We start from the raw sequence: 23,170 nt of genomic DNA, 5'->3' as shown, positions 1-23,170 counted from the left end.
ATGGCAAAACGCACCCGGCTCGACGCGGAACTGGTCCGCCGCGGGCACGCACGCTCCCGTGGACACGCAGCCGAGATCATCGAGGACGGATTCGTCAAGGTCGCGGGGGTCGTGGCCTCCAAGGCCGCGACCCAGGTCGGCCAGGACCAGCCCATCGTGGTCCGTCCGCCCTCCGACGAGCCCCCCTACGTCTCCCGCGGCGCACACAAGCTCATCGGCGCCCTCGACGCCTTCGCGTTCGACGTCACCGACCGGCGGGCCCTGGACGCGGGCGCCTCCACCGGCGGGTTCACCGACGTGCTGCTGCGCCGCGGGGCGGCCCACGTCACCGCCGTGGACGTCGGCTACGGCCAGCTCGCCTGGGCGCTGCGCAGCAACGACCGCGTGCGCGTGATGGAGCGGGTCAACGTCCGCGAGCTCACGCCCGAGCAGATCGGTGAGCCCCGCCCCGACCTGGTCGTGGGCGACCTGTCGTTCATCTCGCTGCGCCTGGTCCTGGCGGCGCTCCGGGACTGCGTGGCTCCCGACGCCGACTTCGTGCTCATGGTCAAACCCCAGTTCGAGGTCGGCAAGAACAAGGTCGGCGCCGGGGGAGTGGTCCGTGAGCCCGAACTGCGTGCCGAGGCCGTCTCCGACGTCGCCGCGCACGCCCTCACCCTGGGGCTGGGCACCGTCGGCGTCACGGCCAGCCCCCTGCCGGGTCCCTCCGGCAACGTCGAGTACTTCCTGTGGATGCGCGCGGGGGCCGCGCCCCTGGACCCGGACGCGTTGGCCCGGGCCGTGGAGGAGGGGCCGCGTTAGCGGCCGTGGCGAGCGTGTCTCAGGAGTCCGGTAACGTGACCCGGCCGGGTCGGAGAACGCCCCGGCCAGCACTTCAGACTCCCCGCCGGGGAGTGAACGTAAGGGGACGGCGATGACCAGCGGACGCAGTGTTCTCCTGCTGGCCCATACCGGTCGGCCCGCCGCGGTACGCAGCGCCCAACTGGTCCACGAGAGCCTGAGCCGGGCCGGGCTGACCGTGCGCATGCTCAAGAACGAGCTCGAGGAACTGGCCGTGGAGGACTGCGTGCTCTCCCCGGTCGAGGTCGTCGAGCCGGGTGAGGCGGCCCAGGGCGTCGAGCTGGTCATGGTGCTCGGCGGCGACGGCACCCTGCTGCGCGCCGCGGAGATCGCGCGCCCGGCCGGGGCGCCCCTGCTGGGGGTCAACCTGGGCCACGTCGGGTTCCTGGCCGAGGCCGAGCGCGAGGACCTGGGCGCGACCGTGCGCAGTGTCGTCAACCGCGACTACGACGTCGAGGAGCGCATGACCCTGGACGTGGCGGTCTTCAACGGGGGCAGGGGGGACGGGAGCCCGCCCGTGCGCAACTGGGCGCTCAACGACGCGACCCTGGAGAAGGGCGAGGCGCGCCGCATCCTGGAGACCGTCCTGGAGATCGACGACCGTCCGCTCTCGCGCTGGGCCTGCGACGGTGTGGTGTGCGCCACCCCCACGGGGTCCACCGCGCACGCCTTCTCCGCGGGCGGCCCGGTGGTGTGGCCGGACGTGGACGCCCTGCTGGTCGTGCCGCTCAGCGCGCACGCCCTGTTCGCGCGGCCCCTGGTGGTGGGGCCGAACGCGACCGTGGCCCTGGAGGTGGTTCCGGCCACGGCGCCGGGCGTGCTCTGGTGTGACGGACGGCGTATGGTCGAATTGCCCGCAGGGGCACGAATCGAGATCACCCGTGCCGACACGCCGGTTCGGCTGGCCCGGCTGCATCGGGCGCCGTTCACCGACCGGCTGGTGGCCAAGTTCGGATTGTCGGTCGCCGGATGGCGGGGCCGGGGCGAGCACGGCCGCTGACCGGGCCGCGCGGCCCGGCTGCGTCGTGCACGCGTGTGGGCAGTGGCGTCAACTACAGGAGAGGGATCGGTGCTCGAAGAAGTCCGTATCCAGGGACTCGGAGTCATTGACGACGCCGTTTTGGAGTTGTCACCGGGGCTGACCGTCGTCACCGGCGAGACCGGCGCGGGAAAGACCATGGTCGTCACCGGGCTCGGACTGCTCTTCGGCGGGCGGGCCGACCCCCAGCGCGTGCGCCCGGGCGCCGACCGGGCCGTGGTGGAGGGGCGCCTGACCGTTCCCTCGGGGGGCCGGGTGGCCTCCCGGGTGCTGGAGGCGGGGGGCGACATCGACGACGACGTCCTCATCCTCACCCGCGCGGTGTCGGCCGAGGGCCGCTCGCGCGCCACCATGGGCGGCCGGTCCGCCCCGGTGAGCCTGCTCGCCTACCTCGCCGACGACCTGGTCGCCGTGCACGGCCAGTCCGACCAGCAGCGTCTGCTGCGCTCGGACCGTCAGCGCTCCTCCCTGGACCGCTTCGCGGGTGAGCCGCTGGTCAAGGCGCTCAAGCAGTACACCGTGGCCTACCGGCGTCACCGGGAGGTGTCGGCGGAGCTGGAGGAGTTGGTGGAGCGGGCGCGCGAGCGCGCCCAGGAGGCCGACATGCTCCGCTTCGGCGCGGAGGAGATCGCCGCCGCCGAGCCCCAGCCCGGTGAGGACGCCGAGCTGCTCGCGGAGGAGACGCGGCTGGCGCACGCCGACAGCCTGCGCGTGGCGGCCACCACCGCCCACGAGGCGCTGGCCGGGGACCCGGCCTCCGACGTGGAGGTGGACGTGGCCGCGCTGCTCTCGGCGGCCCGGCAGGCCGTGACGGCGGTGCGTGAGCACGACGCCGAACTGGCCGCGATCGGCGAGCGCCTGGACGAGGCCTCCTACATCCTCACCGACGCCGCCACCGAGTTGGCCTCCTACGCCGAGTCGGTGGACGCCGACCCCGCCCGTCTGGCCCTGGTGCAGGAGCGCCGGGCGCTGCTCACCTCGCTCTCGCGCAAGTACGGCGCGACCACGGACGAGGTGCTGGCCTGGGCCGAGAACGCGGCCAAGCGGCTGGCCGACCTGGAGGGCGACGACGAGCGCATCGACGCGCTGCGCGCCGAGGCCGACGAGCTGTACGAGCGCATGGACCTCTTCGCCGCGGAGCTGACCCGCGTGCGCACCGAGGCCGCCGACCGGTTCGGTGCGGCCGTGACCGAGGAGCTGACCGCGCTGGCCATGCCGCACGCCCGCGTGAGCGTGCGCATCACCACGGGCGAGGAGTTCGGCCAGCACGGCCGCGACGAGGTCGAGGTCCTGCTGGCCCCGCATCCGAGCTCTCCGCCCCTGGCCCTGCACAAGGGCGCCTCGGGCGGTGAGCTCTCGCGCGTGATGCTGGCCATCGAGGTGGTCTTCGCCGGTGCCGACCCGGTGCCCACGTTCGTCTTCGACGAGGTGGACGCGGGCGTGGGTGGCAAGGCCGCGGTGGAGATCGGCCGTCGCCTGGCCCGGCTGGCCCGGCGCGCCCAGGTCATCGTCGTCACGCACCTGCCGCAGGTCGCGGCGTTCGCCGACGCCCATCTGGTGGTGGAGAAGTCCACCGAGGGCCTGGTCACCGAGAGCGGTGTGGTGCGGTTGGACCGCGGGGGCCGGGTCCGGGAGCTGTCGCGGATGCTCGCGGGTCTGGAGGACTCCGAGCTGGGACGTGCCCACGCCGAGGAGCTGCTCACCAACGCCGACCCGGAGCGCGCCTATCCGGCCGCCTGACTTGGGCGTTGTGTACACGTTCGGAACGGATGTGTGACCTTCTGGCGTTTCGGGGTAGTGGGCGGGCAGGTCGCCGTTGTCGTCCCGGAACCGGATGAGGTCGGCGGTCTCGACCAGAACACGCCGATCTCACAGCTGTGATTACTCTCCGTAGGTGAGTTCTGACAGTATGCCAGCGATGAAGGTATCGGATGCGCTCAGCGCCACAGTCATGCGGTTCCGCCGCACCCGGGCGGACGCTCCCACAGGGCTGATCGCGCCCGTCCGCTCGGACCGGCGCACCAAGAACCTGACCAAACGTCTGCGACCGGGCGACATCGCGGTCGTCGACCACGTCGACCTGGACCGCGTCAGCGCCGAGGCCCTGGTGGGCTGCGGTGTGTCGGCGGTCCTCAACGTCGCCACGAGCATCAGCGGCCGCTACCCCAACCAGGGGCCGGAGATGATCGTGGAGGCGGGAATCCCCCTGGTCGACGACGTCGATCCCGAGGTGTTCACCCGCGTCCGCGACGGTGAGCGGCTCCGCCTGGAGGGCGCCACCCTGTACCGCGGCGACGAGGTCGTCGCGCGCGGCACCCTCCAGGACTCGGGGACCGTCAGCGCGGCGATGGAGGAGGCCCGGGCGGGGCTGGCCACGCAGTTGGAGGCCTTCGCGGCCAACACCATGGCCTACCTCCAGCACGAGCGCGACCTGCTCCTGGACGGCATCGGCATCCCCGCCATCGAGACCGACATCGAGGGCCGCCACGTCCTCATCGTGGTCCGCGGCTACCACTACCGGGAGGACATCGCGGCGCTGCGGCCCTACATCCGCGAGTTCCGCCCGGTCATCATCGCCGTGGACGGCGGGGCGGACGCGGTCATGGAGGCCGGGTACCGGCCCGACATCATCGTCGGCGACTTCGACTCGGTCTCGGACCGGGCGCTGGCCAGCGGGGCCGAGCTGGTCGTGCACGCCTACCGGGACGGCAGGGCCCCGGGCCTGCCCCGGCTCACCGACCTGGGGCACGGCGCGGTGGTCTTCCCCGCCACGGGCACCAGCGAGGACGTGGCGATGATGCTCGCCGACGGCGCGGGCGCCGCGCTCATCGTGGCGGTGGGCACCCACGCCACCCTGGAGGAGTTCCTCGACAAGGGCCGGGCGGGGATGGCCAGCACCTTCCTGACCCGGTTGCGGGTGGGCGGCAAGCTCGTCGACGCCAAGGGCGTCAGCCGCCTGTACCGCTCGCGCATCTCCCCCTGGGCCCTGCTCGGGCTGGTCGCGGCCTGTCTGCTCACCATCGTGGTCGCCGCCTACAGCTCACCGGCGGGCCAGGTCTACCTCACCTTCCTCGCGGCGCGCTGGGACGCGTTCTCCTACTGGTTGACAGGGCTGTTGACGTGATCGATTTCCGCTACCACCTGGTGTCCATCGTCGCGGTGTTCCTCGCGCTCACGGTGGGGCTCGTCCTGGGGACCACCATGCTCCAGGACCCGCTGCTCAACACGCTCCAGTCCGAGACCGCCGACCTGCGCAGCCAGAGCGAGGACCTGCGCGCCGAGCGCGACGCCGCCGACCAGGTCAACGCCGGGGCCGACCGGATGGCCGAGGCCGTGTCCGACGACACGCTCGCCGGTCTGCTCACCGACCTGGGCGTGGTGGTCGTGACCGCCCCCGGAGCCGACACCGAGACGGCCGACGCCCTGGCCGGGCGCGTGGAGCAGGCGGGTGGTGAGGTCGTCGGCCGGGTGCAGGTCACCGACGCGTTCCTGGACGCCGGCAACGCCACGTTCGTCGACGAGCTGGCCCTGCAGATCACCCGGGACCCCCAGGACCTGTCCGGCAGCCCCCACGAGAAGGCGGGCGCCGAGATCGGCCGTGCCCTGGCCGCAGCGGAGGAGGAGCCCTCCGAAGATGGGGGCTCCGGTGACGGGGAGGAGGCGTCCCCGTCCGACGACCCGTCCGCGCAGGAGGAGGGCGGCGACGGAGGCTACGACCCGTCGGCCGTCCTGGAGGCCTTCACCGAGGGTGGGCTGATCACGGTCGAGGGGGACCCCGCCGAGTCCTCCGACGCCGTGGTCGTCCTCGCGCCCGCGGGCGGCTCCTCGCCCGAGGGCCAGGATCCGCAGACGGCCAACGCGGTGCTGAACACGATCACCACGGCCCTGCACCAGGAGGTCGGCGCCACCGTGGTGGCCGGTGACGGGCCCTCCGCCCGGGGCGAGGGGATGCTCGCGCAGGCGCGTGCCGCGGAGGCGGCCTTCGCCACCGTGGACGTGGCCAGCCGCCCGATGGGCGAGGTCATCACGGTCCTGGCCCTGGCGGAGAACCTGGAGGAGGCCGGGGGAGCGTACGGCATCGGCGAGGGGGCGGGAGGCTTCCTCCCCGACCCGCTGCCCGAGCCGCGCGAGACCTCCGAGGAGTCCGCGGACTCCTCGCCGGAGCCCACCGGGAGCGGTGGGGAGGGCGGCGGTACCGGCGAGGCCCGCCGCGCGGCGCGGGACGGGGAGTGACACCGGTGACCACCCCCGTCCCCCTCCCGGGTCCCGGATCCGCCGCCGCGCAGTTTTTGGCCCAGGGCCTGACCGGTGCCCTGCTCGGAGCCGCCGCGGCCTCCACCGCCTACTCCCTGCTCACCCGCGGCCGTTTCGCCCGGCCCGGAGCCGTCCGTGCCGCCGGCCCCGGCACGCCCGACGCACGCGGCACGCCGAGTTCGTCTGACATCTCCGCGGCACCAGTCACTGCAGGGGCGTCGCGCACCGTGGTCACCGCCGGTGCACCTGCTGCGTCGGTCGTGTCCGATGCACCGCGTACATCGGGCGCACCGGGCTCGCCCGGCACACCCGAAGCGCCGGACGTCTGGCTGCGCACCAACTTCCGCGGCCGCCGCGTCACCCTGCGCCAGGGTCCCGCCCTGGCCTGCGGCGTGTGCGCGGCCATCCTGCTCGTGCCCGGACCCGGACCGCGTGTGCGCGCCGCCTCCGCGCTGGCCGCGGCGGGCGCCGCCGCCTTCGGCGTCTACGACGACCTGGCGGGCTCGTCCCGGGCCCGCGGCCTGCGCGGGCACCTGGGCGCCCTGGCGCGCGGCCGGGTCACCACCGGCATGGTCAAGATGGCGGGCATCGGGGCCACCGGGGTCGCCGCCGCCCGCCTGCTGCGCCGCTCCCCGCTGGACACCGTGCTGGACGGGGCGCTCATCGCCGCCAGCGCCAACCTGCTCAACCTGTTCGACCTGCGCCCCGGACGCGCGGCCAAGGTCGCGCTGATCGCCGCCGCCCCCGCCCTGGCCTCCCCGGCCGCGCCGCTGCTGGGCCCCGTCGTGGGGGCCTCGGCCGTGTTGCTGCCCGACGAGCTCGCCGAGCGCTCCATGCTCGGTGACGCCGGGGCCAACGCCCTGGGCGCCGCGCTGGGCGCGGCCGCCGCGGCCCGGGCGACCCGCCCGGTGCGCGCCGCGCTGCTCGCGGGGGTCGCCGCCCTGACCCTGGCCAGCGAGCGCGTCAGCTTCTCCCGCGTCATCGACCGCGTTCCGGCCCTGCGCCGCCTCGACCGCTGGGGCAGGCACGAGTGAGACGGCCACGGTGTCCCGTACCATCCAGGGGGTGACGCGCGGAGTAGGTACGGCGGCGGCGCTCATCGCGGTGGTCACCGTGGGGGCCAGGCTGGCGGGGTTCGGGCGCACCGTGGTCTTCTCCCAGACCGTCGGCGACACCTGTCTGGGCACCGCCTACGTCACCGCCAACCAGTTGCCCGCCGTCCTGTTCGAGGTGGTCATCGGCGGGGCGCTCACCGCGGTGGTCGTCCCCGTCCTGGCCGCCGCCGCCCGGCGCGGCGACCACGAACAGGTGCGCCACACCGCCTCGGCGCTCATCACGTGGGTCCTGCTGCTGGCCGTGCCCCTGTCGGCGCTGCTCGCCCTGGTCTCGCCGCCGGTGATGTCGCTCATGCTGGGCGCGGGCGCCGGCTGCGACCGGGACGCCCTGCTCGGGCTCGCCGTCCGCATGCTCGTGGTCTTCGCCCCGCAGATCGTCCTCTACGGCCTGGCCTCGGTGCTCTACGGCGTCCTGCAGTCCCACAGCCGCTTCCTGGCCCCGGCCCTGGCCCCGCTGGTGTCCAGCCTGGTGGTCATCGCCGCCTACGTGGCCTTCGTCCCGCTGGGAGCCGACCACCGCCAGGACGTGGCGGGCCTGCCGCCGGCGGCCGAGCTCGCCCTGTCCCTGGGCACCACCGCCGGGGCGGCCGCGCTCTTCCTCACGGTCGTGGGACCCGCCCGGCGGCTGCGGGTGCGGCCCCGGCCGCGCCTGACCTTCCCTCCCGGGGTGGGCGGTCGCGTGCGCTCCCTGGCGCTGGCCTCCCTGCTGCCGCTGGCGGCCATGCAGCTGTGCCTGCTGCTGTTCGTGGCCCTGGCCAACCGGGGCGGCGGCGCGGGAGCGGCCGTGCTGCACACCTACGCCTGGGCCCTGTTCACCCTGCCCTACGGGGTGATCGCGGTGCCCATCGCCACCAGCGCGTTCACCGCCCTGGCGGTCGCGCACGCCGAACACGACCGACGGGGGTTCGCCTCCCTGGTGTCGGGCGGCGCCCGCGCCTGCGTGGTGGCCACCGCGGGGGTGGGTACCGCCCTGGCCGCCGCCGCGGCCCCGGTGGCCCTGGTCTTCGCCCAGCACGACCCGCTGACCCTGGAGCGCGCCCTGCTCGCCTACGCTCCCGGGGTGGTGGGCTTCGGGCTGGTCGCCCTGCTCAGCCGGGCCCTGTACGCCTCGCACCACGGCCGTCTGGCCGCCACGGCCCAGGTGGTGGGGTGGCTGGTGGTGATGTTGTGTGCTGTGGTGTTGGTGTGGGTGTTGCCGCAGGGCTGGTCCATCGCCGGGCTGGGCGCGGCCAGCACGGTCGGCCTGTCCCTGGCCGCGGCCCTGCTGTGCGCGGGGGTGGCGCGCACGCACGGGCGCGGGGCCCTGGGGGGTGTGGCGCGCTCGGTACTGGCCGCGGCGCTGGGCGGTGTGGTCGGGTGGAGCGCGGGGCGCGCGGTGGCCGCTTCCCTGCCCGCGGACGGCGTGTGGCAGACGGTGGCGGTGGCCGCGGTGTCGGCGACGGCGGCGTCGGCCGCCTACGCGGCCGTCGCGGCGGTGGTGGACCGTCCGGCGGTGCGTGCCGTCGCCGGCCGGGTCAGGACCGTACTCGAACGCAGGAGGGGGAGGCGTTGAACGCCAGGATCGCGCTGGTCATCGGTACCAGCAGTGGAGGGGTGGGCCGCCACGTGCGCTCGCTGGGAGCGGGTCTGGTCGCGCGCGGCCACCGGGTGGCGGTGCTGGGACCGGCCTCCGCCGAGCGCGAGTTCGGCTTCACCTCGGAGGGCATGCGCTTCTCCCCGGTCGGCATCGGTGCGGCGCCCTCCGCGGGCGATCCCGGCGCCGTGCTGCGCCTGCGCGCCCTGACCCGGGGCGCGGACGTGGTCCACGCGCACGGGCTGCGGGCCGGGGCCCTGTGCGCGCTGGCCGGCGCCTCGCCGCTGGTGGTGACCGCGCACAACGCGCCGCCGCTGGTGCGGGGGGCGCTGTCGGCGGCCTACCCGGTGCTGGAGCGGATCGTGGCGCACCGCGCGGACGTGGTGCTGGGGGTGTCGGGCGACCTGGTGCGCAGGCTGCGCTCGGTCGGTGCGCGCGACGCGCGGCTGGCGGTGGTGGCCGCTCCCGAGACCGGTGCGCCGGTGAACGGGCGCGAGGCCACCCGCGCGGACCTGGCGGTGCGGCCCGAGCGGCCGCTGCTGCTGACCGTCGCCCGCCTGGCCGAGCAGAAGGGGCTGGACATGCTCCTGGCGGCGGCGCCGGCCATCGCCGACCGCCGGCCCGAACCGGTGGTGGCGATCGCCGGGGACGGGCCCCTGTGGGGGGAGCTGCACGACACGGCCGCGGAGATGCGCGCGGACGTGCGCATGCTGGGGCACCGCGCGGACGTGGCCGACCTGCTGGCGGCGGCGGACGTGTTCTGCCTGACCAGCCAGTGGGAGGGGCCCTCGCTGGTGATCATGGAGGCGCTGCGCGCCGGGCTGCCGGTGGTCTCCACCCGGGTCGGCGGCATCCCGGACCTGTACTCGGGGACGGTGCTGATGGTGCCGCCGGGGGATCCGGCGGCGTTCGCCGCAGCCGTGGGCCGGGTGCTCGACGACCCGGCGCTGGCCGAGGACCTGCGGGCGCGCTCGCGCGAGGCGGCCAAGGCGCTGCCGAGCGAGGAGGACGCGGTGGAGGCCGCCGCGGGCGTGTACAAGGTGGTGCTGCGGCGGTGACGTGGGGCGCGGGGAAGGGATGGCCCCGGGGTTCGGTGGACCTGTCCCCGGAGTGCGCTTGATACCACCCCCGCCGGGACTTCACCTCGCGGGGGTGAAGATGTCATCCTGGACTACGGTCCGGTGTGTGCCGCCCACAGTGCGGTACCGGTATCCTGGCCTGACACGTGAGGGGAGTATCCCTGTCGCGGCGGTGTCGTCATCACGGCGGACAAAGTCGTCCTCCCGGTGCCGCCGGTTCGCAGCGCAGTGCTGCGAGCGGGAGAGACCTCCGGTGGTTCGACGTGCGTGCACACCGCTCGCGCGCACTGACCGGAGGAGAGACCGTCTGTGAACGTTCCCTTGTGGGTGTGGGCTGCCACGATCGGCGCCATGATCGCCATCCTGGTGATCGACCTCATCATCGTCGACCATCCCTGGAGCAAGACGAAGGGGCCCCAGGAGTTCGGCATGAAGCAGGCCGCCTGGTGGGCGGCCTTCTACATCGGCATCGCGATCCTGTTCGGCTTCGGTGTCTGGTACTTCGGCGGAAGCGGCGCGGGCGCTGAGTACTTCGCCGGGTTCGTCACCGAGAAGAGCCTGAGCATCGACAACCTCTTCGTGTTCTACCTTCTGATGGGCTCCTTCGCGGTGCCCAAGAAGTACCAGCACGAGGTCCTGCTCGTCGGCATCGTCATCGCGCTGGTCATGCGCGGCATCTTCATCGTCCTGGGCGCGCAGGTCATCAACGCCTGGAGCGAGGTCTTCTACCTCTTCGGCGCCTTCCTCATCTACACCGGTTACAAGATCGTCCGCGACCACATGAAGGGCGACGAGGAGGAGAAGGACTTCACCCAGACCCCGGTGGTCCGCCTCCTCAAGCGCTTCTGGCCGGTGACCGACGACTACCACGGCGCCCACCTCACCGTGAAGCTCGACGGCAGGCGCCACATCACGCCGATGCTGCTGGTCATCGTCGCGATCGGCATGATCGACCTGGTCTTCGCCGTCGACTCCATCCCGGCGATCTTCGGTCTGACCCAGGACGCCTACATCGTCTTCACCGCCAACGCCTTCGCTCTGCTGGGCCTGCGTCAGCTGTACTTCCTGCTGGCCGGTCTGATGGACCGCCTGGCCTACATCAGCTGGGGCCTGTCGGCGATCATGGTCTTCATCGGCGTGAAGATGATCCTGCACGCCCTGCACGAGAACGGCGTGCACGTGCCCGAGGTCGGCATCGGCCTGTCCCTGACCGTCATCCTCGGCATCATGACCGTCACCATCGTCGGCAGCCTGGTCAAGTCCCGCGTCGACGAGCGCAAGAACCCCGAGCTCAAGACCGAGCGCGACCCCTCGGTCGACTCCCCGGCGGACCGCTCCTGAGCGGACGGCGGGCCCGCACACCCGTCGAGGACATCCCGGAAAACGGCCGGATTCGAACAGCTGTTCGTCTATAGTGGTGGCACCCTGAGCGCTCCGGCGCCGGGGTGCCATCTCGTTTTCCGAGGTGGAAGAAACCGTCGTCGGTGGTCGTTAGGCTGGACGGGCGGGAGGCGAGCGCGTCCTCCCCCCTCTCCTCAGCGGCCCGCCTCCGGGGCCCGGGCGGTCTCCGGGAGGCTCCCGACCGCCGCACGCGAAGTTCCACACGGGTCAGCCGACGTCACGCGACGGGGTCCGCGTCCTGTGCGCCAGAGCCGAAGGATGTCTCACTCGATGGTCGAACAACTGGTAGTCCGGGGAGCCCGGGAGCACAACCTCAAGGACGTCTCGCTGGACCTGCCGCGCGACTCCATGATCGTGTTCACCGGCCTGTCCGGTTCGGGCAAGTCATCGCTGGCCTTCGACACGATCTTCGCCGAGGGCCAGCGGCGCTACGTGGAGTCCCTGTCGGCCTACGCCCGCCAGTTCCTGGGGCAGATGGACAAGCCGGACGTGGACTTCATCGAGGGCCTGTCCCCGGCGGTGTCCATCGACCAGAAGTCCACCAGCCGCAACCCCCGCTCGACCGTCGGCACCATCACCGAGGTCTACGACTACCTGCGGCTGCTGTGGGCGCGCATCGGCGTCCCGCACTGTCCCGAGTGCCGCCGCGAGATCGCGCGCCAGACCCCGCAGCAGATCGTGGACCGCGTCCTGGAGATGGAGGAGGGCACCCGCTTCCAGGTGCTCGCCCCCGTCGTGCGCGGGCGCAAGGGCGAGTACGTCGAGCTGTTCAAGGACCTCCAGTCCAAGGGCTACACCCGCGCGGTCGTGGACGGGCAGGCCGTGCGCCTGGACGAGGCGCCCAAGCTGGGCCGCTACGACAAGCACGACATCGCCGTGGTCGTGGACCGCCTCAGCGTCAAGCCCTCCTCCCGCGGGCGCCTGACCGACTCGGTGGAGACGGCGCTCAAACTCGCCGGGGGCACCATCGTCCTGGACTTCGTGGACGTGGAGGCCGGGGACCCCGACCGCGAGAAGGTCTTCTCCGAGCACCTGTACTGCCCCTACGACGACCTGTCCTTCGAGCAGCTCGAACCGCGCTCGTTCTCCTTCAACGCCCCCTACGGTGCCTGCGCCGAGTGCTCCGGCCTGGGCACGCGTATGGAGGTCGACCCCGAGCTGCTGGTCCCCGACCCCGAGAGGACGCTGGCCGAGGGCGCCATCGGCCCCTGGTCCGGCGGGCCCAACAGCGGCTACTGGGAGCGCATCCTCAAGGCGGTGGGCGAGGCGATCGGCTTCGACCTGGACACCCCCTGGGAGCGGCTGCCGCGCCGCGCGCGCAAGGCCCTGCTGGAGGGGCACGACACCCAGGTCCACGTCAGCTACCGCAACCGGTACGGACGCAACCGCTCCTACTACACCGAGTTCGAGGGCGTCATCCCCTGGGTCAAGCGCCGCCACTCCGAGACCGAGAGCGACTACGGCCGCGAACGGCTGGAGGGGTACATGCGCACGGTGCCCTGCCCGACCTGCGAGGGCACGCGCCTCAAGCCGGTCGTGCTCGCGGTGACCGTGGGCGGCAGGTCCATCGCCGAGGTCGCCCAGATGCCGCTCAGCGACAGCGCGGCCTTCCTGGCCGCGCTCACGCTCTCCGACCGCGACGCGGTCATCGCCGCCCAGGTGCTCAAGGAGATCAACGCCCGGCTCGGCTTCCTGCTCGACGTCGGCCTGGACTACCTGAGCCTGGCGCGCTCCTCGGGCTCGCTCTCGGGCGGGGAGGCCCAGCGCATCCGCCTGGCCACCCAGATCGGCTCCGGCCTGGTGGGCGTGCTGTACGTGCTGGACGAGCCCTCCATCGGCCTGCACCAGCGCGACAACGCGCGCCTGTTGGAGACCCTCCAGCGGCTGCGCGACATCGGTAACACGCTCATCGTCGTCGAACACGACGAGGACACCATCCGCGCCGCCGACTGGGTCGTGGACATCGGCCCCGGCGCGGGCGAGCACGGCGGACACGTCGTGGTCTCGGGGATCGTGGACGAGCTGCTCACCTCCGAGGACTCGCTCACCGGCGAGTACCTGTCCGGCAAGCGCGGCATCGAGGTGCCCGTCGAGCGCCGGCCCCTCACCCGGGGACACGAGCTGGTGGTCCGGGGAGCGCGCGAGAACAACCTCCACGGGATCGACGTCGCCTTCCCGCTGGGCGTGTTCACCGCCGTCACCGGCGTGTCCGGCTCGGGCAAGTCCACCCTGGTCAACGAGATCCTCTACAAGGCGCTGGCCAAGGAGCTCAACGGGGCGCGCGACGTGCCCGGCCGCCACCTGCGGGTCAACGGCACGAACAAGGTCGACAAGGTCGTGCACGTGGACCAGAGCCCCATCGGGCGGACCCCGCGCTCCAACCCGGCCACCTACTCGGGGGTCTTCGACCACATCCGCAAGCTGTTCGCGCAGACCACCGACGCCAAGACGCGCGGCTACCAGCCGGGCCGGTTCTCCTTCAACGTCAAGGGCGGCCGCTGCGAGGCATGCTCCGGCGACGGCACGCTCAAGATCGAGATGCAGTTCCTGCCCGACGTCTACGTGCCCTGCGAGGTGTGCCACGGCGCCCGGTACAACCGGGAGACCCTCCAGGTCCGCTACAAGGGCAAGAACATCTCCGAGGTCCTCAACATGCCGATCTCGGAGGCCCTGGAGTTCTTCGAGCCGATCAACGCCATCCGCCGCCACCTCCAGACCCTGGCCGACGTGGGCCTGGGCTACGTGCGGCTGGGCCAGCCCGCCACCACGCTGTCGGGCGGTGAGGCGCAGCGGGTCAAGCTCGCCGCCGAGCTCCAGCGCCGCTCCACCGGGCGGACGGTGTACGTGCTCGACGAGCCCACGACCGGCCTGCACTTCGAGGACATCCGCAAGCTGCTGGGCGTGCTCAACCGGCTGACCGACACCGGCAACACGGTGATCGTCATCGAGCACAACCTCGACGTCATCAAGACGGCCGACCACGTCGTCGACATGGGTCCCGAGGGCGGCTCCGGCGGCGGCAGCGTGGTCGCGCAGGGGACCCCGGAGGAGGTCGCCGCGGTGGCCGAGTCCTACACCGGGCGGTTCCTGGCCAAGATGCTCTGAGCCGCGCCAGGCGGTTCCGCCGCGCCCCGTCCCGGCCTCCGGGGCGGGGCGCGGGGCCGTCTGAGACCACATCGGGTTGGCGGGTTCGCGACACGTGTCCTGCCTGAGTAGAGTCGGACGTGTCCGCGTCCCGCCCGGCGGCTTCCCGCCTCCGGCGCCGCGTCCGCGCCCGACCCCCGCGCGACTCCGATGACCCGCCCTGGAGGTTGGCCAGCTCTTGACGTCTCTCCCGGCTGAAACAGGGAGTTTCTTCCCTCGCGGGTTGAGCTTTCTGCTTCATTGCCGGTTGCCGACCCGAACTGACGGCGGGGGACGGGGTGCCGCCCATCGGTCTTACATCAGCTCCACAGACATCTTCCGCCAGCCCGGCGGTAGGACGGCCCGGACGTGGTTCTCGTCCGAGTCGACGCGAGTCAGGCGAGCAGCGGTTCGAGCGTTGGTTCGCGGGTTCGGTGATTCTGGTGGGCGGTGATCCGCCCGGGGCGGACCAGCGTTTCCCGTCCTGCTCCGCGGGAGTCCGATTCCTCCCTGGCCTGAAGGCCAGAGTTTCTTCGGAAGGATTCAGATGAACGTCCCTCCCCAACCGGACCACAGCGGGCCAACGCCTCCGGGGACCCCACAGCCCCCGCCCCACCCGGAAGACCAGGAGCCCCCCAGTGCTCACACCGGCTTCCACGCGGGCGTCCCTTCCGGCGCGCGGGGCTCCGAACCCGTGGAGCGGCTCTACCCCCTGGCCGCCTGGCGGTCGCGGGTGTACGCGCGCGGTGTCGACCTGCTCCTGGTCGCCCTGCCCGCGCTGCTGCTGGCGCTCGTGCTCTCCCTGGCCTGGGTGGGCGTCCAGGCGGTCGGCTCCGGCAGCACCGCCGGTATCAACGACCGCTACCCGCTCTTCCTGTCGGTGACCTTCTTCCTGCTCTACACCGGCTACGAGACCCTCGCCCTCTCCCGCTGGCAGCAGACGCTGGGCAAGCGCCGCGTCGGGTTGAGGGTCGCTCCCCAGGCCGGGAGCGGCAGCCTGGGCGCACCGCCCCTCGCGGCCCTGACGGTGCGTGCCGCGCTGCTGGCCCTGCCCTTCCTGCTGTTCTTCCTGCTCTTCACCATCGGTTGGTTCTGGTGGGTGCTGGTGGCCGTGACGGCGCTGCTCACCGGGGGGATGGCGGCCTGGAACCGGCCCAACCGGCAGGGACTGCACGACCGGATCGCCGGGACCGTGGTGCTCGACGTGGGCCCGGCGGGCCCGCACTCCCCGACGCCGCCCCCGTATCCGCCGCAGGGCTGAGGGTTCTCGCGCACACCCCGGAACCCGGGCACCCCGCCGTACCTACTACATTGTGTAGTGATATTTCGGCGCAGGTGAGGAGCGTTTCGTCGTGGCCGGTAAGAGGACGTGCGGGTGCGGGATGAGCAGGCGCCGACTGCTCGGGACGGCGGGGACGGCCGCGGCCGTCACCGCCGTGAGCGCCTGCGGCGGACAGGAGCCCAAGCCCCAGGAGGTCCGTTACGGCCAGGTGGTCGGCCAGACCACCGACGTCCCCGAGGGGGCGGGGGCGGTCTTCAGCAACAGCAAACTGGTCGTGACCCAGCCCGAAGCGGGCCAGTACCGGGCCTTCGGCGCCTCGTGCACGCACGCGGGCTGCACCGTCCAGGAGGTGGACGAGGTCATCCGGTGCCTGTGCCACGGCAGCGAGTTCGACATCTCCACCGGGGAGGCGCTGGTGGGTCCGGCGCAGGAGCCGCTGGAGCCGTTCGAGGTCACCGTCGAGGGCACCGACATCGTCCTCCAGGGTCCCTCCTCCTGAGGACTGAGGCCCGCGACACCACGGCGCCCGGAGCGATCCGCTCCGGGCGCCGTCGCGTGTGCGGCTCAGTCGGGGTCAGGCCTCGCCGGGGTCGCCCCCGGGCGGGCCGCTGACGCCGTTGGGCTCGTGGCGCCGGAACGCCGAGGTGGGGAACTGGGCGGCGTAGGCGGCCTCGTCCTCGTCGTCGGCGGCCAGGAACTGGGTGCGGTGGCGCGGCAGGGACTCGGGGTAGTTCTTGACCAGCCAGCCGATCAGGTGCTCGCGGATCTCGCAGGCGATGTCCCACTGGTGGCCGGTGTCGGCGGCGGTGGCCACCACACGCACCAGCACCTCGCCGGTCGGGGAGATGTCCACGACCTGGCAGGACCAGCTGCGTCCGTCCCAGTGGTCGCTGCGGGTGATCAGGCGGCCGGTCTCCTCGCGCAGCTCCTCGATCGGGACCTCCCAGTCCAGCGGGAACACCACCTTGGCGGTGATCGCCGTGCCCTGCTTGGTCCAGTTCTCGAAGCTGGTCGTGGTGAAGTTGGCCACCGGCACCACCAGGCGGCGCTCGTCCCAGATCTTGATGGTGACGTTGACCAGGCTCAGCTCCTCGACCCGGCCCCACTCGCCCTCGACCACGACCACGTCGCCGATGCGCAGGGCGTCGCTGAAGGCCAGCTGGAGTCCGGCGAACAGGTTGGACAGCGTGGACTGGGCGGCCACACCGGCGACGATGCCGATGATGCCCGCGGAGGCCAGCAGCCCGGCGCCGAGCGCGCGGACCTCGTCGAAGGTGAACAGGATGGCGGCGACCGCCAGCACCACGATGATCGAGGTGATCACCCGGCGCAGCAGCCGCACCTGGGTCTGGATGCGCCGTGCCTTGCGGTCGGCGTCGCCGTTGGCGACCGACAGCCGGGCCAGCACCATGTCCGTGACGGCGTAGGCCAGGCTGACGCCCAGGCCCGTCAGCGTCGCGATCATGAGGATGCTCATCGCGTGGTCGATGGCCTGGTACGTGCCCCAGTCCACGTTGGCGGGGCTGGGCAGTGACAGGTTCGCGCCGACCACCGCGGCCGCGCCGTAACTCGTGTAGGTCGTGCGGTGGACCACGTACTGGGACACCCGCCAGGCTTTGCCCAGCTTGTGCTTGAGTACCCAGCGCAGGGCGAAGACCAGCAGCACCGCGACCGTGACGGTGACGCCGACCGTGATCCATTGGGGCAGGCTCACGACGAAGGGCCCCCTCTTGTCGTCGATGTCGGGAAGTTCCTGTGTACCCGCCCAACCTAGAGCATGCGGATACCCAATCGTGACGTTTGGCTTACCCGCACCGGAGGCGCGCGGGCACGGGCGGTGTTTCCGGAGGACGGGCCCGGCGCGCGGGGGCCCGCGGGGTGAGACGCACCACGCACGGGGCGCGCGGGGCTCGGTTGGCCGTATGTCCCCCCGACCTACCACAATGGGGCCATGGCTGCGACTCCTCACCTGCGCCCCGCGCCCGGATCGATCCCCACCGACCCGGGCGTGTACCGGTTCCGGGACTCCTCGGGACGCGTGATCTACGTGGGCAAGGCCAAGAACCTGCGGTCCCGGCTCTCCTCCTACTTCCGCGACTTCGCCGGGCTGCACCCGCGCACGCAGCAGATGGTCTCCACCGCGGCCGACGTCGACTGGACGATCGTCGGGACCGAGGTGGAGGCCCTCCAGCTGGAGTACTCCTGGATCAAGCAGTACGACCCCCGGTTCAACGTCAAGTACCGCGACGACAAGAGCTACCCCTACCTGGCGGTCACCCTCAACGAGGAGTTCCCCCGGGTGCAGGTCATGCGCGGCGCCAAACGCAGGGGGGTGCGCTACTTCGGCCCCTACTCCCACGCCTGGGCCATCCGTGAGACCGTGGACCTGCTGCTGCGGGTCTTCCCCGTGCGCACCTGCTCGCCGGGGGTGTTCCGCGGCGCCCGCAACAGCGGCCGCCCCTGCCTGCTCGGCTACATCGGCAAGTGCGTGGCCCCCTGCGTCGGCAAGGCCTCGCCCGAGGACCACCGGGCCCTGGCCGAGGACTTCTGCTCCTTCCTGGCGGGCGACACCGGCCGGTTCCTGCGCGAGCTGGAGGGGCGGATGCGCGAGGCCGCCGGGGAGATGGAGTACGAGCGGGCCGCCCGCATCCGCGACGACATCGAGGCCCTGCGCGCCGCCCTGGAGAAGCAGGCCGTCGTCCTGCCCGACTCCACCGACTGCGACGTCATCGCCATGGCCGACGACCCGCTGGAGGCGGCCGTGCAGATCTTCCACGTGCGCGGCGGGCGCATCCGCGGCCAGCGCGGCTACGTGGTGGACAAGATGACCGACGACGGCCCCGGCGAACTGATCGCGACCTTCCTCGGCCAGATCTACGGCCCCGCCCGGGGCGAGGACGAGAGCGGGGGGACCGGCACCGCCGTCCCCCGCGAGGTCCTGGTCTCCCACGAGCCCGCCGACCCCGCCGCCATGGCCGCCTGGCTGTCGGAGCACCGCGGTTCCTCGGTGGACCTGCGGGTGCCCCAGCGGGGCGACAAGAAGTCCCTGATGGAGACCGTGGCCAAGAACGCGGCCGAGTCGCTGGCCCGGCACAAGACCCACCGGGCCGGGGACCTGAGCACCCGCGGCCGCGCCCTCCAGGAGATCCAGGAGGCCCTGGAACTGCCGGAGGCGCCGCTGCGCATCGAGTGCTTCGACATCTCCAACCTCCAGGGCGAGCACGTGGTGGCCTCCATGGTCGTCTTCGAGGACGGCCTGGCCCGCAAGTCCGAGTACCGCCGCTTCTCCGTCCGCGGCAGCGGCGAGGGCGGCCGCGAGCAGCACGACGTCGCGGCCATGTACGAGGTCGTCCACCGGCGCTTCCGGCGCTACCTGGAGGAGAGCGCCAGGAGCGGCGAGGTCGCCCGCATGGGCGAGACCGGCGACCACGGTGGTCACCAAAGCGACGACGAGCCGTCACCCGGGAAGTTCGCCTATCCGCCTAACCTTGTGGTGGTGGACGGCGCCCGGCCCCAGGCCGAGGCGGCGCGCCGCGCCCTGGACGAACTCGGGATCGAGGACGTCGCCGTGTGCGGTCTGGCCAAGCGCCTGGAGGAGGTGTGGTTGCCCGGCGACGAGGACCCGGTGATCCTGCCCCGCGCGGGCGAGGGGCTCTACCTGCTCCAACGGGTGCGCGACGAGGCCCACCGCTTCGCCATCCAGTACCACCGGCACAAGCGCGCCAAGGCGCTGACCGGCAGCAGCCTGGACGAGCTGCCCGGTCTGGGCCCGTCCCGCAGGGCGGCCCTGATCAAGGCGTTCGGCTCGGTGCGCAGGCTCGCCTCGGCCACGGCCGAGGAGATCGCGGCGGTGCCCGGAATCGGTCCCAAGCTGGCCGAGGCCGTGCACGCGCACCTGTCCGGCGGCCCCGCCGGAGCGGGGGGCCAGGGCGACGGGGCACCAGCACAGCACATCACTGACGGGGGAGGAGACGCATGACGGTCGAACTGGGCGGGGAACTGCCACCCGAGGTGGTCATCGTCACCGGCATGTCCGGTGCGGGCCGCAGCACGGCGGCCAGGGCCCTGGAGGACCTGGACTGGTTCGTGGTGGACAACCTGCCGCCCGGCCTGCTGCCGACGATGATCGAGCTGGCCGGACGCACGCACGGGGCGGTGCCGCGGGTCGCCGTCGTCGTCGACGTGCGCTCGCTGGCCTTCACCGAGGACCTGCTGTCCACGGTGGAGGAACTGCGCAAGCGCGACATCACCGCGCGCGTGCTCTACCTGGAGGCCGGAGACGACGCCCTGGTCCGCCGGTTCGAGGGCGTGCGCAGGCCACACCCCCTCCAGGGCGACGGGCGCCTGACCGACGGCATCGACCGCGAGCGCGAGACCCTGCGGGCGGTGCGCGGCGAGGCCGACCTGGTCATCGACACCTCCCAGCTCAACGTGCACCAGCTCAAGGCCCGGGTGATCGGCTTCTTCGGGGAGAGTGACGAGGCGCGCCCCCGCGCCAACGTGGTCTCCTTCGGGTTCAAGCACGGTCTGCCCGTGGACGCGGACCTGGTGCTGGACTGCCGCTTCCTACCCAACCCCCACTGGGTGCCCGAGCTGCGGCCGATGAACGGCCGCGACGACGCGGTGCGCGACTACGTCCTGGCCCAGGACGGGGCCAAGGAGATGCTGGAGGCCTACTCCGACGTCCTCAAGCTGACCATCGCCGGGTACCAGCGCGAGGGCAAGCACTACATGACGCTGGCGGTGGGCTGTACCGGGGGCAAGCACCGCAGCGTGGCCATGGCCGAGCAGTTCGCCGACCGGCTGCGCGGCCAGGGTGTGGACGTGCACGTGGTCCACCGGGACGTCGGACGGGAGTGACCCGCGGGCGCCCGACACGCGCCCTGCCCGCAGTGCACCGTTCTCGGTGGTACGGTCCGATTCGTCCGGTGGACATGGGACGAGGGGCAGACCACAGCCATGGCGAAGAGCACAGCACCCGACGGTGACGGGCGGCGCCCGCCCCGGGTGGTCGCGCTGGGGGGCGGGCACGGCCTGCACGCCTCCCTGTCGGCCCTGCGCAGGGTGACCACCGACGTGACGGCGGTCGTCACCGTCGCCGACGACGGCGGCTCCAGCGGCCGCCTGCGCCGGGAACTGGGCGTCCTGCCCCCCGGCGACCTGCGCATGGCGCTGGCCGCGCTGTGCGGCGACGACGAGTGGGGGCACACCTGGAGCGAGGTGATCCAGCACCGCTTCCGCTCCGAGGGCGAACTGCACGGCCACGCGGTCGGCAACCTGCTGATCGTGGCCCTGTGGGAGCTGCTCGGCGACTCCGTGGCGGGCCTGGACTGGGTGGGCCAGCTGCTGGGCGCGCACGGCAGGGTGCTGCCGATGTCGTCGGTGCCGCTGGACATCGCCGCCGAGGTGTCGGGGATCGACCCGGAGCGGCCCGAGGAGCTGACCACGGTGCGCGGCCAGGTGGCGTGCGCCAGCACCAGCGGCAAGGTGCGCTCCATCTCGCTGATCCCCGAGGACCCGCCCGCCAGCCCCCAGGCGGTCAAGGCGGTGCGCGAGGCCGACTGGGTGGTGTTCGGCCCCGGGTCGTGGTTCACCAGCGTGCTGCCCCACCTGCTGGTCCCCGACCTGGCGCACGCCCTGGTCACCACCCGCGCCAAGCGCATGGTGGCCCTGAACCTGTCCCCGCAGCAGGGCGAGACCGACGGCTTCCGCCCCGAGACCTACCTGGAGGTGCTGCGCGAACACGCGCCCAAGCTGGGGGTGGACGTGGTGCTCGCCGACCGGGGGACCGTGGACGAGCCCGAGCCCCTGGTGCGGGTGGTCGGCGAGCTGGGCGGGCGCCTGGAGCTGGCGGAGCTGTCCCGTGACGACGGCACGCCGCGCCACGACCCCGACCGGCTCGCGGCGGCCTTCGAGAGGATCCTGGAGGGCTGAGGGTCCGGCGGGCTGGTACCCGGACCGGGAACCCCGCCCGCGGAGCGCGGGTGAGGCGACCGTCACCCCGCCGTACGGGGCCCGGGACACCGGATACGACCACGCCCCCGCCTCGCGCGGGCATCCGTTCCGGACGCCGTCCTCACAGGTGGGGAGCAATTGGCCGCACACCGGCACGAAGGCTCCCAGGGCGCGCGGCGCGGCTGGTCGGCGGATGGGCAACACGCCGTGCGGGGGTCGGCAGCCAGCGCCTGGTCACGTAGTCTGCCACGGAGTAAGCCGCTCGTGGCGGGGCCGCGGCGGCTCATCCCCGGTGCCGAGTGCGTGGTGCCGGGCCAGGTTGTGTGACGGGGAGGACCTCAGCGATGGCGATGACCGGCGTGGTGAAGGATGAGTTGAGCCGGCTGACCATTCTCAAGCCATGCTGCCGCAAGGCGGAGGTGTCCACCATCCTGCGGTTCACCGGAGGCCTGCACCTGGTGGGCGGACGCATCGTGATCGAGGCCGAGCTCGACACGGGTGCGGCCGCGCGCCGCCTGCGCAAGGACATCTCCGAGGTCTTCGGCCACGAGTCCGAGGTGGTCGTGCTGTCCCCGAGCGGCCTGCGCAAGGGCAACCGGTACGTGGTCCGGGTGATCAAGGACGGCGAGTCCCTGGCCCGGCAGACGGGGCTGGTGGACAACAACGGCCGCCCGGTGCGCGGCCTGCCCCGGCACGTGGTGGCCGGTGGCGCCTGCGACGCCGAGTCGGCCTGGCGGGGCGCGTTCATCGCGCACGGCTCCCTGACCGAGCCGGGCCGGTCGATGTCGCTGGAGGTGACCTGCCCCGGCCCGGAGGCCGCGCTGGCACTGGTGGGCTCCGCGCGCCGGCTGAAGGTGCACGCCAAGGCGCGAGAGGTGCGCGGCGTGGACCGGGTGGTGGTCCGCGACGGCGACTCCATCGGCGCGCTGCTGACCCTGCTGGGCGCGCACCAGAGCGTGCTGGCCTGGGAGGAGCGGCGGATGCGCCGGGAGGTGCGCGCGACCGCCAACCGGCTGGCCAACTTCGACGACGCGAACCTGCGGCGCAGCGCGCGGGCGGCGGTGGCCGCGGGCGCGCGCGTGGAGCGGGCCCTGGAGATCCTGGGCGAGGACGCCCCCAAGCACCTGGTGGCCGCGGGTCAGCTGCGCCTGGCGCACAAGCAGGCCTCCCTGGAGGAGTTGGGCCAGCTGTCCGTCCCGCCCTTGACCAAGGACGCCATCGCCGGACGTATCCGCAGGCTGCTGGCCATGGCCGACAAGCGCGCGAGCGACCTGGGCATCGAGGGCACCGAGGCCAACCTGACCCCGGACATGCTGGTCCCCTGACCCGGAGCCTCCCCGCGGCCGCCGGACGATGCCGCCGTAACACCGATGTTCGGCTTTGTTAACTGCGAAAACTCGGGGATAACTTCGGAAAATGGTATAGACCTCTCCGGCTCGCAGTGCCAGGATGGTCGCGAATCCACCGGGCCCGCGGGCCCGGCCGTGGCCCAGCACCGGCTCCCCGCCG

At 72.7% G+C, this 23,170-nt stretch carries 17 protein-coding genes; 16 read left to right on the top strand and 1 reads right to left on the bottom strand.

Annotated features, from left to right (window positions below; translation table 11 throughout):
• The 12 genes from FYW99_RS26295 to FYW99_RS26240 all read left to right on the top strand — a co-directional run bounded on the left by FYW99_RS26295 (window position 1) and on the right by FYW99_RS26240 (window position 16,205).
• Window positions 1-801 (top strand): TlyA family RNA methyltransferase, encoded by an 801-nt coding sequence (locus FYW99_RS26295; RefSeq protein WP_150254711.1) that lies wholly within the window; start codon window positions 1-3, stop codon window positions 799-801.
• Between the two features lie 112 nt (window positions 802-913).
• A complete protein-coding gene (locus tag FYW99_RS26290) occupies window positions 914-1,840 on the top strand; it encodes an NAD kinase (RefSeq protein ID WP_061080328.1) in 927 nt (308 codons plus the stop codon).
• A 69-nt stretch (window positions 1,841-1,909) separates the two neighbouring features.
• A complete protein-coding gene (gene recN / locus FYW99_RS26285) occupies window positions 1,910-3,619 on the top strand; it encodes a DNA repair protein RecN (RefSeq protein WP_150254710.1) in 1,710 nt (569 codons plus the stop codon).
• 211 nt (window positions 3,620-3,830) lie between these two features.
• A complete protein-coding gene (steA, locus tag FYW99_RS26280; protein ID WP_150254728.1) occupies window positions 3,831-5,003 on the top strand; it encodes a putative cytokinetic ring protein SteA in 1,173 nt (390 codons plus the stop codon).
• Window positions 5,000-6,112, top strand: a complete 1,113-nt coding sequence (locus FYW99_RS26275) for a copper transporter (protein WP_150254709.1) — start codon at window positions 5,000-5,002, stop codon at window positions 6,110-6,112. The genes steA and FYW99_RS26275 overlap by 4 nt, the downstream gene beginning before the upstream one ends.
• A gap of 281 nt (window positions 6,113-6,393) precedes the next feature.
• On the top strand, window positions 6,394-7,167 hold the full coding sequence (locus tag FYW99_RS26270) for a hypothetical protein (RefSeq protein WP_394350379.1): 774 nt from the start codon (window positions 6,394-6,396) through the stop codon (window positions 7,165-7,167).
• Window positions 7,168-7,177: 10 nt separating this feature from the next.
• Window positions 7,178-8,800 carry a murein biosynthesis integral membrane protein MurJ gene (murJ, locus tag FYW99_RS26265; protein WP_150254708.1) on the top strand — a complete coding sequence of 541 codons (1,623 nt, stop codon included), beginning with the start codon at window positions 7,178-7,180 and terminating at the stop codon, window positions 8,798-8,800.
• Window positions 8,797-9,879, top strand: coding sequence for a glycosyltransferase family 4 protein (locus FYW99_RS26260; RefSeq protein ID WP_150254707.1), 1,083 nt, complete (start codon window positions 8,797-8,799; stop codon window positions 9,877-9,879). The genes murJ and FYW99_RS26260 overlap by 4 nt, the downstream gene beginning before the upstream one ends.
• A 330-nt stretch (window positions 9,880-10,209) precedes the next feature.
• Entirely contained in the window at window positions 10,210-11,241 is a 1,032-nt protein-coding gene (locus tag FYW99_RS26255) for a TerC family protein (protein ID WP_150254706.1), read from the top strand.
• Window positions 11,242-11,571: 330 nt separating this feature from the next.
• Window positions 11,572-14,406 (top strand): excinuclease ABC subunit UvrA, encoded by a 2,835-nt coding sequence (gene uvrA, locus FYW99_RS26250; RefSeq protein WP_150254705.1) that lies wholly within the window; start codon window positions 11,572-11,574, stop codon window positions 14,404-14,406.
• A gap of 712 nt (window positions 14,407-15,118) precedes the next feature.
• The gene (locus FYW99_RS26245; protein WP_223839584.1) at window positions 15,119-15,685 is read left to right on the top strand and encodes an RDD family protein; all 567 of its coding nucleotides are present in this window, start codon (window positions 15,119-15,121) and stop codon (window positions 15,683-15,685) included.
• A gap of 121 nt (window positions 15,686-15,806) precedes the next feature.
• Window positions 15,807-16,205, top strand: a complete 399-nt coding sequence (locus FYW99_RS26240; protein WP_150254703.1) for a Rieske (2Fe-2S) protein — start codon at window positions 15,807-15,809, stop codon at window positions 16,203-16,205.
• Window positions 16,206-16,280: 75 nt separating this feature from the next.
• Here the strand turns inward: FYW99_RS26240 and FYW99_RS26235 are convergent, their stop codons facing one another.
• Window positions 16,281-17,420 carry a mechanosensitive ion channel family protein gene (locus FYW99_RS26235; RefSeq protein ID WP_150254702.1) on the bottom strand — a complete coding sequence of 380 codons (1,140 nt, stop codon included), beginning with the start codon at window positions 17,418-17,420 and terminating at the stop codon, window positions 16,281-16,283.
• 237 nt (window positions 17,421-17,657) lie between these two features.
• Here FYW99_RS26235 and uvrC point away from each other — a divergent pair, with 237 nt between their 5' ends.
• The 4 genes from uvrC (at window position 17,658) to whiA (ending at window position 22,986) form a co-directional block, all read left to right on the top strand.
• Window positions 17,658-19,685, top strand: a complete 2,028-nt coding sequence (gene uvrC / locus FYW99_RS26230; protein ID WP_150254701.1) for an excinuclease ABC subunit UvrC — start codon at window positions 17,658-17,660, stop codon at window positions 19,683-19,685.
• Window positions 19,682-20,566: an RNase adapter RapZ gene (gene rapZ / locus FYW99_RS26225; RefSeq protein ID WP_013154030.1), complete on the top strand. Its 885-nt coding sequence runs from the start codon at window positions 19,682-19,684 to the stop codon at window positions 20,564-20,566. Before uvrC ends, rapZ begins: the two co-directional genes overlap by 4 nt.
• 99 nt (window positions 20,567-20,665) lie before the next feature.
• Window positions 20,666-21,640 carry a gluconeogenesis factor YvcK family protein gene (locus tag FYW99_RS26220; protein ID WP_190394815.1) on the top strand — a complete coding sequence of 325 codons (975 nt, stop codon included), beginning with the start codon at window positions 20,666-20,668 and terminating at the stop codon, window positions 21,638-21,640.
• 365 nt (window positions 21,641-22,005) lie between these two features.
• Window positions 22,006-22,986 (top strand): DNA-binding protein WhiA, encoded by a 981-nt coding sequence (gene whiA / locus FYW99_RS26215; RefSeq protein ID WP_017567643.1) that lies wholly within the window; start codon window positions 22,006-22,008, stop codon window positions 22,984-22,986.
• The last annotated feature ends 184 nt before the right edge of the window (window positions 22,987-23,170 follow it).

This window comes from Nocardiopsis deserti (assembly GCF_008638355.1).
GTDB classification, from domain to species: Bacteria; Actinomycetota; Actinomycetes; order Streptosporangiales; family Streptosporangiaceae; genus Nocardiopsis; species Nocardiopsis alborubida.
This window is presented reverse-complemented; position numbering and strand designations above follow the sequence as displayed.

Bases quoted from the DNA above. Each gene is read 5' to 3' on its own strand.
- FYW99_RS26220 (WP_190394815.1), top strand. From the start codon at position 20,666: ATGGCGAAGAGCACAGCACCCGACGGTGACGGGCGGCGCCCGCCCCGG.
- FYW99_RS26295 (WP_150254711.1), top strand. From the start codon at position 1: ATGGCAAAACGCACCCGGCTCGACGCGGAACTGGTCCGCCGCGGGCAC.
- whiA (WP_017567643.1), top strand. From the start codon at position 22,006: ATGGCGATGACCGGCGTGGTGAAGGATGAGTTGAGCCGGCTGACCATT.
- uvrA (WP_150254705.1), top strand. From the start codon at position 11,572: ATGGTCGAACAACTGGTAGTCCGGGGAGCCCGGGAGCACAACCTCAAG.
- FYW99_RS26240 (WP_150254703.1), top strand. From the start codon at position 15,807: ATGAGCAGGCGCCGACTGCTCGGGACGGCGGGGACGGCCGCGGCCGTC.
- steA (WP_150254728.1), top strand. From the start codon at position 3,831: ATGCGGTTCCGCCGCACCCGGGCGGACGCTCCCACAGGGCTGATCGCG.
- FYW99_RS26290 (WP_061080328.1), top strand. From the start codon at position 914: ATGACCAGCGGACGCAGTGTTCTCCTGCTGGCCCATACCGGTCGGCCC.
- rapZ (WP_013154030.1), top strand. From the start codon at position 19,682: ATGACGGTCGAACTGGGCGGGGAACTGCCACCCGAGGTGGTCATCGTC.
- uvrC (WP_150254701.1), top strand. From the start codon at position 17,658: ATGGCTGCGACTCCTCACCTGCGCCCCGCGCCCGGATCGATCCCCACC.